This is a genomic window from Sporosarcina koreensis (genome assembly GCF_042655825.1).
GTDB lineage: Bacteria > Bacillota > Bacilli > Bacillales_A > Planococcaceae > Sporosarcina > Sporosarcina koreensis.
This window is the reverse complement of the sequence record NZ_JBHSNP010000026.1, coordinates 115,955-134,201: the sequence shown is the minus strand read 5'-3', so window position 1 is coordinate 134,201 and position 18,247 is coordinate 115,955. Positions and strand designations below refer to the sequence as shown.

Annotated in this window: 16 protein-coding genes; 1 reads left to right on the top strand and 15 read right to left on the bottom strand. The window is 46.9% G+C overall.

The features are described 5' to 3' along the window. Positions 1-12: 12 nt before the first annotated feature. From ACFPTP_RS12255 to ACFPTP_RS12230, 6 genes are all read right to left on the bottom strand, one after another. Positions 13-2,208 carry a RelA/SpoT family protein gene (locus ACFPTP_RS12255; protein ID WP_381445280.1) on the bottom strand — a complete coding sequence of 732 codons (2,196 nt, stop codon included), beginning with the start codon at positions 2,206-2,208 and terminating at the stop codon, positions 13-15. Between the two features lie 127 nt (positions 2,209-2,335). Beyond that, the gene (locus tag ACFPTP_RS12250) at positions 2,336-2,848 is read right to left on the bottom strand and encodes an adenine phosphoribosyltransferase (protein ID WP_381445278.1); all 513 of its coding nucleotides are present in this window, start codon (positions 2,846-2,848) and stop codon (positions 2,336-2,338) included. Next, positions 2,839-5,187, bottom strand: coding sequence for a single-stranded-DNA-specific exonuclease RecJ (recJ, locus tag ACFPTP_RS12245; protein WP_381445276.1), 2,349 nt, complete (start codon positions 5,185-5,187; stop codon positions 2,839-2,841). Before recJ ends, ACFPTP_RS12250 begins: the two co-directional genes overlap by 10 nt. Positions 5,188-5,297: 110 nt before the next feature. Next, positions 5,298-5,630, bottom strand: coding sequence for a LapA family protein (locus tag ACFPTP_RS12240; RefSeq protein ID WP_381445466.1), 333 nt, complete (start codon positions 5,628-5,630; stop codon positions 5,298-5,300). Positions 5,631-5,729: 99 nt separating this feature from the next. After that, positions 5,730-7,997: a protein translocase subunit SecDF gene (gene secDF, locus ACFPTP_RS12235; RefSeq protein WP_381445274.1), complete on the bottom strand. Its 2,268-nt coding sequence runs from the start codon at positions 7,995-7,997 to the stop codon at positions 5,730-5,732. 131 nt (positions 7,998-8,128) lie between these two features. Further along, positions 8,129-8,440, bottom strand: coding sequence for a post-transcriptional regulator (locus tag ACFPTP_RS12230; protein ID WP_381445271.1), 312 nt, complete (start codon positions 8,438-8,440; stop codon positions 8,129-8,131). Between the two features lie 96 nt (positions 8,441-8,536). On the opposite strand from ACFPTP_RS12230, the gene ACFPTP_RS12225 reads away from it, so the two are divergent. Then, positions 8,537-10,054, top strand: a complete 1,518-nt coding sequence (locus ACFPTP_RS12225) for a putative polysaccharide biosynthesis protein (RefSeq protein WP_381445269.1) — start codon at positions 8,537-8,539, stop codon at positions 10,052-10,054. Here the strand turns inward: ACFPTP_RS12225 and ACFPTP_RS12220 are convergent. The 9 genes from ACFPTP_RS12220 to ACFPTP_RS12180 form a co-directional block, all read right to left on the bottom strand. Then, a complete protein-coding gene (locus ACFPTP_RS12220) occupies positions 10,038-10,691 on the bottom strand; it encodes a DUF421 domain-containing protein (protein ID WP_381445266.1) in 654 nt (217 codons plus the stop codon). The two genes, ACFPTP_RS12225 and ACFPTP_RS12220, sit on opposite strands and share 17 nt — an antisense overlap. Positions 10,692-10,809: 118 nt before the next feature. Further along, positions 10,810-11,085: a preprotein translocase subunit YajC gene (gene yajC, locus ACFPTP_RS12215; RefSeq protein ID WP_381445264.1), complete on the bottom strand. Its 276-nt coding sequence runs from the start codon at positions 11,083-11,085 to the stop codon at positions 10,810-10,812. Between the two features lie 36 nt (positions 11,086-11,121). After that, positions 11,122-12,261: a tRNA guanosine(34) transglycosylase Tgt gene (gene tgt / locus ACFPTP_RS12210; protein ID WP_381445262.1), complete on the bottom strand. Its 1,140-nt coding sequence runs from the start codon at positions 12,259-12,261 to the stop codon at positions 11,122-11,124. A 38-nt stretch (positions 12,262-12,299) separates the two neighbouring features. Further along, the gene (gene queA, locus ACFPTP_RS12205; protein WP_381445260.1) at positions 12,300-13,340 is read right to left on the bottom strand and encodes a tRNA preQ1(34) S-adenosylmethionine ribosyltransferase-isomerase QueA; all 1,041 of its coding nucleotides are present in this window, start codon (positions 13,338-13,340) and stop codon (positions 12,300-12,302) included. A gap of 44 nt (positions 13,341-13,384) precedes the next feature. Continuing rightward, positions 13,385-14,389: a Holliday junction branch migration DNA helicase RuvB gene (gene ruvB, locus ACFPTP_RS12200; RefSeq protein WP_381445258.1), complete on the bottom strand. Its 1,005-nt coding sequence runs from the start codon at positions 14,387-14,389 to the stop codon at positions 13,385-13,387. Between the two features lie 31 nt (positions 14,390-14,420). Further along, entirely contained in the window at positions 14,421-15,026 is a 606-nt protein-coding gene (gene ruvA, locus ACFPTP_RS12195) for a Holliday junction branch migration protein RuvA (protein ID WP_381445256.1), read from the bottom strand. Positions 15,027-15,309: 283 nt separating this feature from the next. Further along, the gene (locus tag ACFPTP_RS12190; protein ID WP_381445254.1) at positions 15,310-16,032 is read right to left on the bottom strand and encodes a YebC/PmpR family DNA-binding transcriptional regulator; all 723 of its coding nucleotides are present in this window, start codon (positions 16,030-16,032) and stop codon (positions 15,310-15,312) included. A gap of 11 nt (positions 16,033-16,043) precedes the next feature. Then, positions 16,044-16,931 (bottom strand): phosphotransferase, encoded by an 888-nt coding sequence (locus tag ACFPTP_RS12185; protein ID WP_381445252.1) that lies wholly within the window; start codon positions 16,929-16,931, stop codon positions 16,044-16,046. Then, a complete protein-coding gene (locus ACFPTP_RS12180; RefSeq protein WP_381445250.1) occupies positions 16,921-18,144 on the bottom strand; it encodes a LysM peptidoglycan-binding domain-containing protein in 1,224 nt (407 codons plus the stop codon). Before ACFPTP_RS12180 ends, ACFPTP_RS12185 begins: the two co-directional genes overlap by 11 nt. Positions 18,145-18,247: the final 103 nt, after the last annotated feature.

Below are 18,247 nucleotides of genomic sequence, written 5' to 3'. Positions count from 1 at the left end.
ACACCTTCCTGCTTAATGGATCACCCGCTGCACGGAATAGATGTCCCGTATTTGTTTAATGCGGTCCACAATCCTATGCAAATGGGAAATATCCGTAATTTTTATCGTCATGCTGATTTTCGCTAGCTTGTCTCGGTCCGCTTTCCCGCTCACAGCCACAATCGGTGTTTTCGAATCTGCCACCATCATCATCACTTCATTCAGCAGTCCTTGTCGGTCGAACGCCGAAATTTCGATATCGACTTGGAATTCCTTGCGTTCATTGTTCGAATCAACCGCCCATTCAACATCTATGAGGCGATCGCTATCTTCATCGGTCAGGATATTCGGGCAATCTGCGCGGTGTACGGAAACGCCGCGGCCTTTTGTGATGAATCCGACAATCTCGTCCCCTGGAATCGGATTGCAGCATTTCGAAAGACGGATGAGTAAGTTCTCAAGACCTCTGACGATAACTCCCGATTCTGTCGTCCGTACTTGTTGAGGCGTTTTCATATCGGAGACGATCTTATCGATTGCATCTTGTTGATCGCGCTCGCGACGGATTTTTTCCGCCAGTCTATTGACGACCTGCTGTGCTGTGATTCCATTGGATCCGACAGCGGCATACATGTCCTCTTCAGATGTAAAGCTAAATTTATCAATGGCCCGCTGAATGTTTTCAGGAGTAAGCACAGCCTTCGGATCGAATTCCTGGAGCTTCACTTCCCTTTCAACTAGTTCGGAGCCTTTGACAATATTCTCTTCCCTCAGCTGCTTCTTGAAATATTGACGAATTTTATTCCTCGCCTGCGATGTATTTGCGATTTTCAACCAATCACGGCTCGGTCCGAACGATTGCTTCGATGTGAGAATTTCGACAATATCGCCTGTGAATAGCTCCGTATCCAACGGAACCATTTTGCCATTCACTTTTGCGCCGATTGTCCGATTCCCAACTTCCGAATGGACCCGGTACGCAAAGTCGATAGGTACGGAGCCTTGCGGGATTTCAATGACATCGCCATTCGGTGTGAAAACGTACACCATATCCGAGAATAGATCGAATTTCAATGATTCCATGAATTCCTCGGCATTCGAAGACTCATTTTGGAATTCAAGGATCTCCCGGAACCATTTCAGTTTGGAATCAATATTATCCGGTTTTTCCGAGACGGTTTTTCCCTCTTTATACGCCCAGTGCGCGGCAACCCCGTATTCTGCAATCCGGTGCATTTCCTCTGTTCGAATCTGGACTTCAAGCGGATCGCCCGCTGGCCCGACTACCGTCGTATGGATAGATTGATAAAGATTCTGTTTCGGCATCGCGATATAATCTTTGAACCTTCCCGGCATCGGTTTCCATAATGTATGGATGATTCCAAGCACCGCATAACAATCCTTGATGCTTTTGACGATGATGCGGATGGCAAGGAGATCATAAATTTCATTAAACTCCTTATTTTGCAGGATCATTTTGCGGTAAATGGAATACAAATGCTTCGGCCTGCCGCTTATCTCGGCTTCGATGCCCATTTCGGCAATTTCTGCCCGAATCGTATCCATGACGTTCAGTAAATATTTTTCGCGCTCATCCCGTTTTCTCTTCATCATATTGACGATCCTGTAATATTGCTGAGGATTCAAATAACGGAGGGCAGTATCTTCCAGTTCCCACTTGATCGTGGAAATTCCGAGCCGATGTGCAAGCGGTGCGAAAATATCAAGAGTTTCAGCTGCCACCCTGCGCTGCTTTTCCTCCGGAACATGTTTTAATGTCCGCATATTATGGAGACGATCCGCGAGCTTGATAAGAATAACTCTGATATCTCTCGCCATCGCAATAAACATTTTGCGGTGGTTCTCTGCCTGTTTTTCCTCGTTCGATTTGAATTTCAGCTTTTCAAGTTTAGTCACTCCGTCGACAAGCATCGCCACTTCTTCACCGAATACGCGTATAATGTCTTCTCGGCTCACGTCGGTATCTTCCACCACGTCATGAAGGAATCCTGCTGCGACTGTTGATGGATCCATCTGCAATTCTGCTAGAATACCTGCCACTTGGATAGGGTGAAGAATATACGGTTCGCCTGAACTTCTGAATTGCCCTTCATGAGCAGCCTTCGCTGCCTCATACGCCTTTTTGACGAACGCGACATGCTGTTCATTCATATATGTGGCAACGATTTCAAATATATCTTCTGCCGTCATGTCACGATTTTTCGCCATCTTTCTACTCCTTTCGACTAATTCCGCAAAAAATTAAAGATAATTCTATTGTATGTATAAACAGACAAGAATGTAAAGCCCTATGGATAAAAAAAGATCCTCCGCTTCATCGCGGAGGGCCCTTTCATCAATAAGTGATTAGTGCTTGAATATCATAGCCTTTTAGTTTTTCACGGCCGCTCAAATACGACAGCTCAATCAGGAATGCACATCCAGCCACTACCCCACCAAGTTTTTCCACGAGTTCAACTGTGGCACCGACAGTTCCGCCAGTTGCAAGCAGGTCGTCAACGATTAATACTCGTTGGCCTGGTTTGATGGCATCTTTATGGATTGTCAATGAATCCTTGCCATATTCAAGATCATACTCCACTGCAATCGTTTCGCGCGGCAATTTTCCTGGCTTGCGGACAGGTGCGAAACCGACCTCAAGAGCATAAGCGACAGGACACCCGATGATGAATCCCCTCGCCTCAGGACCGACGATAATATCCGTTCCCACTTTCCTTGCAAATTCGACAATCTGATCAGTCGCATATTTATATGCTTCTCCATTGTCCATGATTGTTGTAATATCTTTAAAACTGATGCCTTCTTTCGGATAGTCCGGGACGATTGTCACGAAACTTTTCAAATCCATACTTGTTCCTCCCTAGTAACGGTTTCTTTGCAAATTTCATCGAACCACTTTTTCAATTCCATATATGGTGCATACACAAGCATCTTTTCCAATTCGATCTGACGCACTCTCTGTTTGTAAGATGGTGCCTCGGAAAGATTCTTCTTCTCAGCATCTTCGACAATTATAGCAAGACCATTCTCTATCTTAACAAATCCAAGCTCGGAAAACACCTTTGTCATGAAATAAATTGTGTCGATCTTCCAACCTCTATGCTTTGATAATTCCTGAACTTGCTTCCGCAAATCAAACGAACCCCGCTTTTTCAGGAAACTGTAATACCAGCCGAAATGCTCCCGACTTGGAATCCCTTCGAAATACACCGATTCATTGACGAAGAAATGGGCATATACCCTTTTCGGATTCGTTTTTTCAATCAGCTCTTTCATTTGCTCCGTCCCAGCCGGCATATCCAATATGATCACATGATCGGTTTCGGACAATTCCACTTGTCCGAATCGATGGATTTGGATATTTTTCAGGATTGGCTGGAAATAGGCGATTGAAGATTCGTGGAATGCAATAAATAAATTATTTTTTTCCGGAATGACAGAAATCCATCGATTCGGCTCCCGGATACCCCTTAAATCGAATAGCTGGCGATCTTTCGATTGGATATCTTCAAGCAGCATCTGTGGTTTTTTACGGCCATTCCATTCATTCACTTGCAAATCCCCAGTGACGGATAATTTGATGCCCGGGCTCATTTCGTCTGCAATCCCGCCATTTCCGAAGCCGATTACGTCCAGTGAATCCACTCCGTCGGACAGCTCAAGCTTCAAATGATTTTTCGCAGCGCCGATCTTTCTGACGGATGAAGCGGAAAGGTTTTCAATCATAAAAACCGGCTTCTCAAACGATACACCGAAAGGTCTGAGCAATTCCATCGATTCCAATACGTCGACATCGATTTCCCCGATTTCAAGCGGAACATCAATCTTCAATTGCGGCGTTAGCATTTCATCCGTCAAACTTAATTTCCCTTGATCATTCAATCGATCCCGGAATGCTGCGACGTCCTCCATTGGAAGCGACATGCCCGCGGCCATTTCATGACCGCCGAAATGCGGTAAAAGGTCGGCTGTTTTCGATAGTTCTTTGAATAAATCAAAACCTGGAATGCTGCGTCCTGAACCTTTAGCGATTCCTGTCTCACTGTCCACGGACAGGACAATCGAAGGCCGGTAATATTTTTCGGTCAATCGGGATGCAACGATACCGACTACCCCTGGATTCCAGCCTTCCCCTTCAATGACGATGACATACGGCAGCATATCTCCATACATCTCGATCATCGCCTGATCTGCCTCATCCGCGATTTTCGTGACGAGCGCCTGTCTTTCCTTATTCAACGAATCCAATTGCTGGGCAATGGACATCGCTTCCAGCATATCTTCCGTTTTCAACAGATGGACAGCTGGATCCGCACTGCCAAGACGCCCTGGGGCATTTAATCGCGGGCCAATCATGAACCCTAGTGATTCTTCGGATAGCGTGTGCTGCTCAGTCCCACTCACTTTTACGAGTGCCTGGATTGCAGGCCGCCGGGACATACGCATCCGTCTGATTCCTTCTTTGACGATGAACCTGTTTTCCCCTTTCAAAGGCACAAGGTCTGCAACCGTACCGATTGCTGCGATTTCGTACAGCTCTTCAGGCACTTCCCCGAGCAAAGCGCAAGCTAGTTTAAAGGCAACGCCCACTCCCGCAAGCTCGCCGAAAGGATAATCGCCTTCCGGATGCCGCGGATGGATGATGGCGTCCGCTATCGGAAGCTCGTCACCGATTTCGTGATGGTCGGTCACGATGATATCCATTCCAACGGATTTGGCGTGCGCAACTGCCTCCAAGCCCGAGATTCCGTTGTCGACAGTGATGATCAGCGAAGTGCCTTCCTTGTGCAACTCATCAAACAACGCGATATTCGGTCCGTATCCATGTTTGAACCGGTTCGGAATGGCAAAGCCGACGTTTGCGCCAAGCTGCTCAAGAGCAGTCGTCAACACTGTGACGCTTGTGACGCCATCCGCATCGTAATCTCCGTAGACGGTAATCTTTTCACCCGTTTCGATTGCCTGTTGGATTCGGCTTACCGCTTTCTCCATATCGAACAACAAAAATGGGTCATGCAGGCAACTGTCTTCCATATGTAAAAAGGACTTAGCTTCCTCCACATCCGTAAATCCGCGTGAAACGAGGATTTTGGCATGGATTGAAGGGATACTAAGCTCTTTCATGAATGTATTTACAACTGTTTCATCAGGACGATTGATCGTCCATGTCTTCATTGATTCTATCAAAATGCTCACATCCTCTACTGCCCATTATATCGGAAGATGGCATACTCTTAAAGGGGATATGCGAACGACTACAAATAAAGAAACGAAAAAAGCATCCTACGTCAGGATGCTCACATTTCTCCTTCAAACTTGTCTTCATTGATTGCCGGCTCCACCAGGTGCTGCAATTCAGCTATTTCGTTTTGCTGTGTTGCAATCGTAATTTCTTTTGCAGTCATTTCCTTTTTTAATTCATTGATTTGCCGGTTGGCACTGATGGATCTGAACATGGCCATGAAGCCGCTGATGGCCGCGCCGAGAAGCGCCGTGAACAGAATGACGAGGATGAGCGGGAGATGTGCTTTTCCGAATAAGTAGTTCACTTGGACAGGTGCAACGTTAAGTATAGCGAATACAGCTATAATGATGGCGAATAGTATACTGAGTATCAATGACCATTGCATCTTCACCCTTCTCCACCTTCCCTTTCAATAAAAAAACAGGATATACACTAGGTATACCCTGTTCCGCGGAGTTTTGAAACGCAAGTCGAGCTGTAGTCATCAGACTACGGGCTCGTCAGAACCCCATTGCTTTTTCTCTTTATCAACTTTCAACGTTCCCGTTTTATCAAGTTCCTTCTTCTTCAAGTCATACCAGATTTGTGCCGAAATGAAGATGGAAGAATACGTACCAGCAAGCAATCCGATCATCAATGCAATCGAGAATGGACGGATCGCTTCCGCTCCTAGGGCGATCAATGCAACGACGACAAAGACGACTGTCAAGACGGTGTTCACTGAACGGCCCAATGTTTGGCGAAGTGATTTATTGACGATATCCGCCAATTCTTTTGCATCATTGATCTTGCCGACTTTATGCAGATTTTCCCTGATCCGGTCGAACGTAACGATTGTATCGTTGATGGAATACCCGACAATTGTCAATACGGCAGCAATGAATGTGATATCCACTTCAAGCCTCGTGATACTGAAAACCGCGACCATGAAGAATGCATCATGGATCAGACCGATAATGGATGAAACACCCATACGCCATTCGAAACGGAATGCAACATAGACAACGATTCCTAGTGCAGCAACTAGCAATGCTTTCAACGCATTTCCCGCAAGTTCTTTACCAACTGTATTGGAAACTGTTGAAATATTCGGGTCCGCACCGTAGTGGGCCTCTAAATCTTTTTTGAACTTATTGACAGTTTCTTGCTTAAATTCTTCTTTATAACGAACAACGCCAATATTGTGCTTATCCCCAGAAATGACGATGTCTGTTGACGGGTGTCCGATTTTTTCAAGAGTACCAGAGACTTCCTCAGCTGTTAAAGGTTTGTCCGATAAGATTTCAACACGTGTACCGCCTGCAAAGTCAATCCCAAGGTTTAACTTGAAAATACCAAGAACTATGATGCCGGCAACGATCAATGCCATCGAAATGACATAGAACTTCTTACGGGCATGAACAAAGTCAAACCGATCGAATTTCGTTGTAAGATCTAGCGTATCCACATTTTCCTCAGGTGCGTGGATCCGTTTTTTCGAAATCCCGAATAGTCCTGTCTTGCCATCAAGCATCCCGCTATTGACGAGAAGACCTAGCAATAGACGCGAGCCCCAGACAGCTGTCAAGAAGCTGACGAGGATACTGATGATCAGCATTGTTGCAAAGCCTTTGACCGAGCTCGTCCCGAAAATGAAAAGGACGACAGCTGCGAGCAAAGTTGTGATATTGGCATCCAAGATGGCGGTGAATGCTGATTTCGCACCGACCGAGAAAGCCGTTTTTACTGATTTCCCAACACGGAGCTCTTCTCTGATCCTTTCGTATGTCAGGATATTCGCATCGACCGCCATACCGACCCCGAGCATCAGAGCCGCGATTCCCGGAAGCGTCAATACACCATTGATCCCGGTGAAGACGAGAAGAATAAGATAAATATAAATGGATAGTGTGACAATTGCCACAAATCCTGGTACACGGTAATAGATCAGCATGAAGATGAAGATCAGTGAAATACCGACGATTCCCGCAAGAATCGTTTTATCCAAAGCTTGCGCACCGAATTGTGCACCAACGGAAGTGGAATAGATCTCTTTAAGGTGAACAGGAAGCGCACCGGCATTCAAAATTCCAGCCAAATGCTTCGTTTCCTCCACTGTGAAGCTGCCTGAAATTTCAACATTGGATGAATTGATCACATGACTTACATAAGGCGCGGAAATGAATTTTGGTTTTTCCTTCATTCTTTCCTCTTTGTATGAATCGACGCCTTCTTCAAAGTCAAGCCAGATAACCATTACGTTTTCTGGAGCTTTGGCTTTGATTTCAGCTGTTACTTCCCCGAACTTGTCCGGGTCTTTCATTTCAAGGGTAACGACTGGATTTCCGCTTTGACCGAAGTTCGCTTTCGCTTTTCCTTCTTTTAAATCATTACCATCCAACATCAGATTGTCGTCTGCATCTCTGAATGTCAGGTTTGCTTGTGTGGATAATAGCTCACGAGCCGTTTCCTGGTCTTCCACACCGGCCAATTGCACACGGATCCTGTTATTGGATTCAACTTGGATGACCGGTTCATTTACTCCGAGCACGTCGATACGGTTCCGTAAAGCGCCCGCTGTGTCTGTCACAATATCTTCTGTGATTTTTTGGCCATCTTTAAGTGGCTGCACCTCATAAAGGACTTCGAAGCCCCCTTGCAAATCGAGACCGAGCCTTACATCTTTAATAATCGGTTTTACCGTACCGCCTATCAATGATCCCAATAAAACGAGCAATAACAGGAACGATACGATCCGGCTTCTTTTCTTCATAAATTAGTTCCCCCTCTGTACGTGGAGCGGTGAGACGATTGCTATGTACAGTTTTTAAGAAAATACAACACTCCAATTATGAAACAGAGATTAGCATCTGTCAAATAGTTGGACATCCACAAAACCAGTGATCACGACCTGTTTTTTGGTGATAGAAGCAGCTGCAGTTCATCGCTGTTCAGGTCCGAAAACCAATTCGAATCCCTTTGTTCCTCGATTTGCGTATAGGTCATGAATTCCGCAGGCGTCAATGCCAACACGCCATTCACAACCTCATGGATCCGCATCGTCGAAACATTTTTCTTCCGCCATTTTTTTCGGATGCAGTATTTCCAGATCTCTTCATTTGTCACAGTCGGATAGCCATAAAGGCGAAATTCATCTCTCTTGCTCTGAATAGCAGGCAATGCATGTTTGAATATCTGCTCGAATTGTATCGTCACCTTCTCCATCCCTTTCCCGTTCAGTCGTAAATAGACAAACCTTTGCATAGATTTAGTGTATACGAAATGACCGGAATTGAGAAGGAGTTGTTTTTATTGTCCACTTTCATCCGTGGGACTGCCATACTGATGGTTGCCGTTTTCATGTCCAAGCTATTGGGATTCGTCTATCGCATCCAATTCATGCGGGTAGCTGGTGAGGAAGCGGTCGGAATCTATATGACCGCCTATCCCGCTTTCATATTCTTTTTGTCACTCGTCCAACTTGGAACACCTATTGCGGTTGCGAAAGTGATTGCGGAGTTGAAAGTGAAAGGCGAAACTGCAAAACTGTCCGCAGTCATGAGGACGGCAACGTTCATTACGATTTTCACTGGCACCATATTCATTCCGCTATCCATTTTATTCGTACCGTATTTAGCCGAAACGTTATTGGGCAATGCGGCTTCTTCCACTACTTTATATGTAGGGATCGCTATCATTCCGATCGCTTCTGTATGTGGATTAATCCGCGGATATTTTCAAGGAATTGTAAGGATTGAAGAAACGGCATGGTCCCAAATCATCGAACAACTTTTCAGGATTGTCCTGATCACTTGGTTGTTGCCAATCATGCTTGTACCTGATAATAACCCGATGAATGCAGCTTATGCGATGGGCATCACTTTGCTAGCGGAAGGGTTGTCGGCTGGTTATCTGTGGTTCAAATATCAACAACATAAGCGTCGTGATCGAAAGCCGATTGTAAAAAAAGAGAAATATCCGATGGGCCCTCTTCTATCCATTGCACTTCCATCTTCGGGAAGTAGATTATTCGGCACGTTTACATGGTTCCTTGAGCCGATCATATTTCTGCGCGCCCTTTCTATGGCAGGGGTAGGTACAGTGGCAGCTACCTCACTTTACGGCATCATCTCAGGAGTTCTGATTCCATTGCTGCTCTTCCCTTCGTTCATCCCTTACGCTTTGTCTGTTGTTCTTGTACCGGCTGTGAGCGGGGCCGCCGCTTCGAGCAATAAGCAAAAGCTGAAAGAGAGGGTTCACTTGGCGCTCCGCCTTTCCGCATTGACGGGCGCTTTTGCCGCAGCCGTATTTTATGTTCACGGACAGGCGCTTGCCGAGAAGCTCTTCCATATTACCGAAGGCGGTTCCTATATGTCGTTGCTAGCACCGATATTTTTCTTTTATTATATCCAAAGCCCTTTATACTCCATATTGCAGGCGACCGGGGATGCAAACGCCGGAATGATGAATTCAGTGTATGGCGGAATTGCGAAACTGGGGGTAATGTTCATACTGGCTTCCCAACCGGGTTTGCAGGAGACAGGTGCTGTACTCGCAATCGGATTCGGGGTGCTCGTCACTTCATTCCTTCACATTGCCACATTGAGGAAGAACAAAGCAGCGGCAGCCGGTTTCACAATGTTTGCCTTGCCGTATGTATCCTTCATCCTGACCGCGGTCATACGGCCCATCTTCATCCCGATAGGCCAGTTCGGGCTGTTGACGGAGTGTGTGATTACTACAGTTTTCCTTCTTGTCATCTTGTTGCTCTTCGGTCAAGTTAAGAAAAATGACATACTCATGCTTAAAAGGCTCACGAAGATTTACTGAGGTAGTCCTTCTTGAGTTGAAAATGCAGTTCCCCTTCTTCGTATGAACAATAAAAAACTTGTTCTGCGTCATTCACACCCTGTGCTTTCAACTCTTCAATGAGCCAATCGTCGGACCTCCCGATCATTTGGACGTGGCGGCTTTGGATAATACCATCAGAGATGAGTGCAAGGACCGGCTGGGTGTTTTCTTGAGTGAAAACAGATAAATTCCCTGAAGGCTCCAAAAATGCAAAAGACACGTCGCGTATTGATCCGATTTGCTGCTCACGAAGTTGTTGAAATAAATCATCCAAGTTATATCTTTGCTTTCTCATCTGTTCTTCTTGGATCACTCCATCTTGAATGATCAATGTCGGATCACCATCGACAAGATCCCTGAACTTCTTACTTTTCAATGAAATATAGGAGGTCAGCAGCTGGATCATAAGCAGAAGAAGCACCGGGAAAACTGCATGGATCAGTTTCTTATCGGGCGATTCCAATGCAACCGCTACGACTTCCGCCATAATGACAAAGACAACGACATCAATGACACTTAATTCGCCAACTTCCCGTTTGCCCATCAGCCGTAGAATGATCAGAACGAACACATATAATAAAATCGTCCTGTAACCGATGATTATGAGATCATGCATCATGTATCCCCCCTTTTAGGAAAGCATACCTTTTCCTGATCAGGAATATACCCAAATGAAAAAGAGGCGGTTTCCCAGTTGTTAGACTGTGGAACCACCTCTTTTTACTTTGACAAGTTTAAGATGCGCTTGCATCGACAACACGGCCGACAGCTTGTCTATCGAATTGCAAAGTTGTGCCGTCTGCGACTTTCAAGAATACGGATGTATCGTCAACTGCATCGATAACGCCGTGTAGACCACCGATTGTAATGACTTTATCGCCACGCTTCAAACCTTCTTGCATCGTCTTCGTCTGCTTTTGTCTCTTTTGTGCAGGTCGAATCAACAAAAACCACATGATTGCAAACATTGCAATAATCGGAAGCAACGTACCTAACATATCACCATTCATTTTATTCCCCCCTCTTCTCGGTTTATTATACAAGATTCAAAAGTTTTTTGCATTTGGTTTATTAAATCCATATTGTTCGAAAAACTCTTCCCGGAAATCACCAAGCCGGTCGTTGCGGATTGCTTCCCTAATCTGTTCCATTAATCGCAATAAGAAGTACAGATTATGATAGGACGTCAACCGGATGCCGAATGTTTCATTTGCACGGATCAAGTGGCGGATATACGCCCTGCTATAGTTTTTGCATGTATAGCAATCACAATTCGGATCCAACGGCCCGAAATCCCTCTCGTATTTTGCATTTTTCACGACGAGGCGCCCCTCGCTCGTCATCAACGTCCCATTTCTTGCAATACGTGTCGGCAATACGCAGTCAAACATATCCACTCCACGGATTGCCCCGTCAATCAAGGAGTCCGGTGAACCGACTCCCATCAAATAACGCGGTTTGTTTGCCGGCAATAGCGGAGTCGTAAATTCAAGAGCTCGATTCATGACATCTTTCGGCTCACCGACGGATAATCCTCCGATTGCATAACCAGGGAAGTCAAGCGAGATGAGGTCTTTTGCGCTTTGTTTGCGGAGTTCCTCGAATTCGCCTCCTTGGACAATCCCGAAAAGCCCTTGATCTTCTGGACGCGCATGCGCTTTTAGGCAACGCTCCGCCCACCTTGAAGTCCTCTCCACACTTGCTTTCATATATTCGTATGTCGCGGGATACGGAGGGCACTCATCGAAAGCCATCATAATATCCGAACCGAGATCATTTTGGATTTCCATCGCTTTTTCCGGGCTGAGGAAAAGCTTGCTGCCGTTCAAATGATGACGGAAATGGACGCCTTCCTCTTCGATCTTCCTGAATTCACTTAGTGAAAACACTTGGAAACCGCCTGAATCCGTCAGTATTGGGCGATCCCAATTCATGAATTTATGGAGGCCGCCAGCTTCTTTAATAACATCATTTCCCGGGCGGAGCCAAAGATGATACGTATTGCCGAGGATAATGCCGGCTCCCATCTCCTTCAATTCCTCCGGTGACATCGTTTTCACCGTTGCCTGCGTCCCGACAGGCATGAAAGCCGGCGTCTCAAAAGAACCGTGGGGCGTATGGACGATGCCAAGTCTGGCCCCTGTCTGTTTACACGTTTTTATATGTTCGTAAGTGATTGCTGCCATTTAATGTAATCCTTTCTATGTTGAGGATTAGTACCTCATTACTTTTTGTGAGGCTTGATGAACATCGCATCCCCGAAACTGAAGAAACGGTATTTCTCCCTCACTGCCTCATTATAGGCTGCAAGCACAATTTCGCGCGAGGCAAGCGCAGAAATGAGCATGATCAACGTTGATTTTGGCAAATGGAAATTTGTCAGCATGCCGTCAAGAATGCTGAACTCGTACCCTGGGTAGATGAAAATCGACGTCCACCCACTAGTAGGAACGATTTTTCCGTCATTTTGCGAAGCGATCGTCTCTAGCGTCCTCGCTGAAGTAGTGCCGATTGCAATGACATTTCCGCCTTTTGCCTTCGCCTCGTTAATTGCGTTTGCCGCCTTTTCGGTCACCTGATAATACTCCGAATGCATTGTATGATCTTCGATAGAATCTACACTCACCGGACGGAATGTTCCTAAGCCGACATGCAATGTGATGAATTCTACGCCGACACCTTTGTCTTTGATTTCCTTGAGGATTTCTTCTGTGAAATGAAGACCCGCAGTAGGTGCCGCGGCAGATCCCCTTTCTTTCGCAAAGACGGTCTGGTAGCGCGATTGATCATCAAGCGTCTCTGTAATGTAAGGAGGAAGGGGCATCTGCCCGAGGGAATCGAGTATTTCAAAGAAAATACCATCATAGCGGAATTTGAATATCCTTCCACCTTGCTCGAGGATTTCGGTGCATTCGGCTTCCAATCGGCCATCCCCGAATGTTACGACCGTTCCGACTTTCACCCGTTTTGCCGGCTTTACGAGCGTTTCCCATTCATCCGAGCCAGTCTCTTTCAAAAGAAGGACTTCAATTGATGCGCCAGTATCTTCTTTCGTTCCAATCAGACGGGCAGGCAGGACCCGAGTGTCATTCAGGACGATGACGTCTCCTGCTTGCAGTTCGTCGACAATTTGACGGAACTGGCGATGTTTGACTTCGCCTGTCACTTTATCCAAAATCATTAGCCTGCTCGCAGTTCGGTCTTTAAGCGGCGTTTGTGCGATGAGACTTTCCGGCAATTCAAAATCAAAATCATTTACATCCATAATGCGGGTGAACTCCTTCTATATCAAATATTGAACATCTTACATCAGTTAAGTGCTTCAGGCGGTTCGTAGCCGAAATGATCGTATGCGAGCCTGGTTGCAATTCTGCCGCGAGGGGTTCTTTGAATGAAACCGATTTGCAGCAAGTAGGGCTCGTAGACGTCCTCGATTGTGATGGACTCTTCGCCGATGCTTGCGGCGATCGTGTCGATTCCGACAGGTCCTCCGCGGAACCTTTCGATCATGCTGGCGAGCAACTTATGGTCGATATGATCAAGACCGTGTGAATCGACCTGCAGCATTTCCAGCGCTTCCTTTGCGATCGCCATTGTTATATTTCCGTCTCCACGCACTTGGGCGTAATCTCGCACTCTTCGCAGAAGCCGGTTGGCAATACGGGGCGTACCCCTCGATCGCCTTGCAATTTCAACCGCCGCATTGGTATCGATATCGACATCGAACAGGCTTGCGCTTCGAATGACGATTTCCTTCAATGGTTCTTCTCCATAATATTCGAGGCGGAGCGGTACGCCGAAACGGTCACGAAGCGGTGCTGATAAAGAACCAGCTCTCGTCGTCGCTCCGATCAACGTGAATGGCGGCAGGTCAAGCCGGATCGATTTGGCGGAAGGCCCTTTTCCGACAACAATGTCGAGACAAAAGTCTTCCATTGCCGGGTAGAGCACCTCCTCGATCGAGCGGTTCAATCGGTGGATTTCATCGATGAACAAAACGTCGCCCGGTTCCAATGAAGAAACGACTGCAGCCAGATCCCCCGGCCGTTCGATCGCCGGCCCGCTCGTCATTTTCACATTGACGCCCATTTCGTTTGCAATGACCGTGGCAAGTGTCGTTTTACCAAGGCCTGGCGGACCGTACAAAAGGACATGATCCAAGCTTTCACTCCTGCCTTTTGCAGCTTGGATGAAAATGCTCAGATTGTCTTTAACGGTCTCTTGCCCGATGTATTGCTGCAATGTCTGAGGTCGCAAAGATTGTTCGAAGCTGTCGTCATAATTGGATTGTTCACTTGAAATGACCCTTTCCATACGTAGCGCTCCTCCTTTCTAATCCAAAAGATTATTTTTGCTTCAACAGCAGACGCAATGCAAGTTTCATATAGCCTTCTGTATCCAGTTCTTCCTTTTGCAAGTCCTTTTTCACTTTCGTTAGTTCCCGCTGTGAGTAGCCGAGGGCTTGCAACGCAAGGATAGCTTCTTCGAATGCTCCGTTCTCGGCCATCGTAAGAAGGTTCACCTCATCGTCCGGCATTTCGATTTCCGTAAATAGATCTCCAAGCTTCCCTTTCAGGTCCAGGATCATTTGACGGGCAGTCTTTTTACCGACTCCTGGGAACTGGACAAGGAATGCTTCGTCTTCCCTTTCGATTGCACCAATCACTTGGGACGGGATGCCGCTGGCCAATATGGCGAGAGCCCCTTTCGGACCGATTCCGGAGACTGTGATGAGCTTCTTGAAGAGCTCACGCTGTTCAAGTGATTTGAAACCGAGCAGCCATTGCACATCTTCACGGACGTGCAAATAGGTGAATACTTGCTGGATCTCTTCGGTTTGATGGAATGCATATGGATTAGGCGTCATGATCTGCCAGCCGATGCCGCCTTGTTCAAGCGTTATGTATTCGGGTGTCACCCGTGTGATGATTCCTTTAATATAATCGTACAAGAAATTCTCCCCCTAAAGTATCGAAACTATTATAGCATACGAACGGGTTTTCTACATAGAAAAGCGGAGGGTGGCGCTTAGCTGCGACAGGCGGTAAAGATGTGCTCGTAACGCTGCGCTTTTACTCGCAAAAGCCGTTCTTCGTTACGGCTTTCGCTGGAGGGCTGGGACAAAAGGCGCTTTTTGCCTTTTGCTTCAAGACCGAAGCGACCCGAGCTGCTGCCACCCGGAGCTAGACAATAAAAAAAAGCCGCAAAATAAAAAAAGCCGCAGACGAGGCGGCTCATTCACTTGCGTTATGATAAATGTTTTGAACGTCATCATCGTCTTCCAGTGCATCAATCATCTTCTCGAATTGGTCGGCGTTGTCACCTTGCAATTCCGTATAGATTGTCGGGATCATTTCCACTTCTGCTGAAATGAATTCAATTCCTTCAGCTTCCAGGGCTTCTTTAACATCCATGAAGCCGGACGGTTCTGTAATGATTTCAAAGCCGTTTTCTGTCGACTCGATATCTTCCGCTCCCGCTTCCAGTGCTGCCAGCATGACCGCCTCTTCGTCGGTCTCCTCTGTACGCTCAACGAACAAGCGCCCCTTACGGTTGAAAAGATAGCCGACTGAGCCGCTTTCTCCCAAGCTGCCCCCGTTTTTATTGAAAGCTACACGGATATTCGGCCCTGTCCTGTTCCGGTTCTCGGTCAGACATTGTACAAGAACCGCTACCCCTCCAGGTCCATATCCTTCATAGACGACTTCTTCATAGTTTTCATCCGCACCTGCGCCGGTCGCTTTATCGATAGCCCTTTTAATGACATCATTCGGCACATTGAAGCCTTTGGATTTCTCGATTGCAAGACGGAGCGCAGGATTCATGTCAGGGTCTCCACCGCCCGATTTCGCAGCTACATAGAGTTCCCTCGACATCTTTTGAAAGATTTTACCTCGTTTCGCGTCTTGCGCACCTTTACGGTTCTGGATATTTTTCCACTTTGAATGGCCAGCCATTATGCATCCTCCTACTTCATGTTCCGTTCTATATCATACCATAGCTTAGGCCATGAAGAGAGGGCATATTCCGTAAAGGGAATAAGCTTCCTCGCGAGATTTTCCTGCTTCGCTTCAGGCATGCCCAAAAGGTGCAGCCATTCCCTCAGCAATTCATTCGGATAAAGCAACATGGAAATCGAAGCTTCATCCAGATTTCCTAAGGACGACTGCTCCGCCAGAAGGAACTCCAAATTATAGCAGACATTCGGCAAGACACGGTGCATCCAAAGAGCCAATTCGGTACCCGGAGGTCCTGTGCATGCGAGATCGAAATCGATGAAGCGGATCAACCCATTACCATCGCGCAAAATATTGTGATGGACGACATCACCATGCAGGAGTGTATGCCCAGAAAGCTTCCGGTAATTCTTCTTCAATATCGGAAGGGCTTCCTCCCCATACATGATGATTTCGTCAACCGCCTGTTTCCTAATGAAATTCCCGAAAGCATCACGATTATCGATGAATCGATCCAATCTTTCACGCCATTTATCCAGGAGCTGATATCTATGCAGATAAGGGGAGGCGTCCCAGTCGATCTGCTCCTTCGTTTCGTGTAATGCTTGAAGGGCCGATAGTGAATCGGTCCGATCGATTCTTCGCCTGAAGTTGACGGGCTTTGTCCCTTCAATCCATGGCTGCATGATAAATAACGGGTCATCGGTAGGAATGATGGGTACAATATGTGGAAATCGGATTGCATGCAGCTGCCGGTGGACGTACTCCACTTTGACGGCTGTTGACCGGGACGTATACCTTTTCAGCGAATACGCCGCTTCCCCCTCCACCATCTTCCAGACATTCTTCTTTACTTTCCGGATATCCTTTTCCAGCGCCATACGCCGGTCAGCAACCACATCCAAAATTATCCATAGGATTGAATGGCTGCATTTGCATTGGGTTCATTGGCATCGGATACATATGTGCAGGATGCATTTGCATCGGGCTGACTTGCATCGGCATCATGAAATTCGGCTGCATTTCATACGGAGCGGCTCCGAAGAACCCATGAGGAGGGCAACCACAACCACAACCGCCACAGCCACAATGATGCATCGGCGGGCAAGGATAACCGAATCCGAATGGTTGCTGCGGCATCATTCCGAAAGGACTTTGAAATTCTGGTGATATCATTTGAGGCACATATCCCTGCTCAGGCGGGCAGTAAACCATCGATTCCATCGATTCTTGCGGCATCGAAGAAGACTCCATCATTTCCCAGCCTCCAATTGGATATGGCGGGGAAGTCCCTGGACCCATTCCAGGATAAATCGGCGACTCCTCAAACTCCTCCAACTCTTCGGTCATTTCAATTTCTGGCGGCTTCACTCCGAGCTGCGCCGGCGGCATCGGCATTTCGTGGACTGGCATCATTTGTTGCGGCATGACTGGCGCCGGTATTTGTTGAGTGAAGCTTGGGAATGGCATCGGTGCACAGTCTGCATCATAAATCGGCATCCATCCGCAAGGAACCGGCATGCAAGGTTGGAAAAATTGTGGCATCTGCATTGGCGGCATTTGCATTGGTGGCATTTGCATTGGCGGCATTTGCATTGGCGGCATCGGGACTGGTGGCGGCATTGGCGGTAAAGACTGTACTGGCGGTATAGGCGGCACCGGCTGTTCGGCCGGCGGCGTCATTGCAGCAGGCGGCTTCTCAACAGGCGGGGTTGGAATAGGTTGCTTTGGCACGGATGGCGGCTTCGGCATTTCAAATTTCGTTTTTTCCTTCGGCTTGCTCGGTTTTTCATGTTCATGACGCGGAACATGGGGTTGTGACGCATGATGATGCTTTTCTTTTTCATGATGTGGAACATGGTGCTGCGGTGCATGATGATGCTTTTCTTTTTCATGCCCTTTCTCGTGAGCCTTCTCATGTCCCTTCTCGTGAGCTTTCTCACTTGGTCTATGCTCCGTCTTCTTCTTCGGCAAGAAAATCTTCATTCCCGGAACGATATAATCCGGGTTCGCCAAATGGGCATTCACCCTTTTCAAATCTTCAAAAGGGATACCGTACTGTCGTGCAATCTTCCACAACGTATCCCCTTTTACAACAATATGGACATCCACTAACAAAATCCCCCTTCCATCAATCCATCGTATGAACGAACGCCCGTCTATGTGACGCAAATTTGGGAAAGGCGCCCTCTCTCTTAGTATGTATATTGTAGAA

Coding starts and splice junctions, on each gene's coding strand:
- ruvB (WP_381445258.1), bottom strand. CDS start 14,389: ATGGAAAGGGTCATTTCAAGTGAACAATCCAATTATGACGACAGCTTC.
- ACFPTP_RS12250 (WP_381445278.1), bottom strand. CDS start 2,848: ATGGATTTGAAAAGTTTCGTGACAATCGTCCCGGACTATCCGAAAGAA.
- ACFPTP_RS12255 (WP_381445280.1), bottom strand. CDS start 2,208: ATGGCGAAAAATCGTGACATGACGGCAGAAGATATATTTGAAATCGTT.
- yajC (WP_381445264.1), bottom strand. CDS start 11,085: ATGAATGGTGATATGTTAGGTACGTTGCTTCCGATTATTGCAATGTTT.
- ACFPTP_RS12240 (WP_381445466.1), bottom strand. CDS start 5,630: ATGCAATGGTCATTGATACTCAGTATACTATTCGCCATCATTATAGCT.
- tgt (WP_381445262.1), bottom strand. CDS start 12,261: ATGGCAGCAATCACTTACGAACATATAAAAACGTGTAAACAGACAGGG.
- queA (WP_381445260.1), bottom strand. CDS start 13,340: ATGGATGTAAATGATTTTGATTTTGAATTGCCGGAAAGTCTCATCGCA.
- ACFPTP_RS12220 (WP_381445266.1), bottom strand. CDS start 10,691: ATGCATGATCTCATAATCATCGGTTACAGGACGATTTTATTATATGTG.
- ACFPTP_RS12190 (WP_381445254.1), bottom strand. CDS start 16,032: ATGGCTGGCCATTCAAAGTGGAAAAATATCCAGAACCGTAAAGGTGCG.
- secDF (WP_381445274.1), bottom strand. CDS start 7,997: ATGAAGAAAAGAAGCCGGATCGTATCGTTCCTGTTATTGCTCGTTTTA.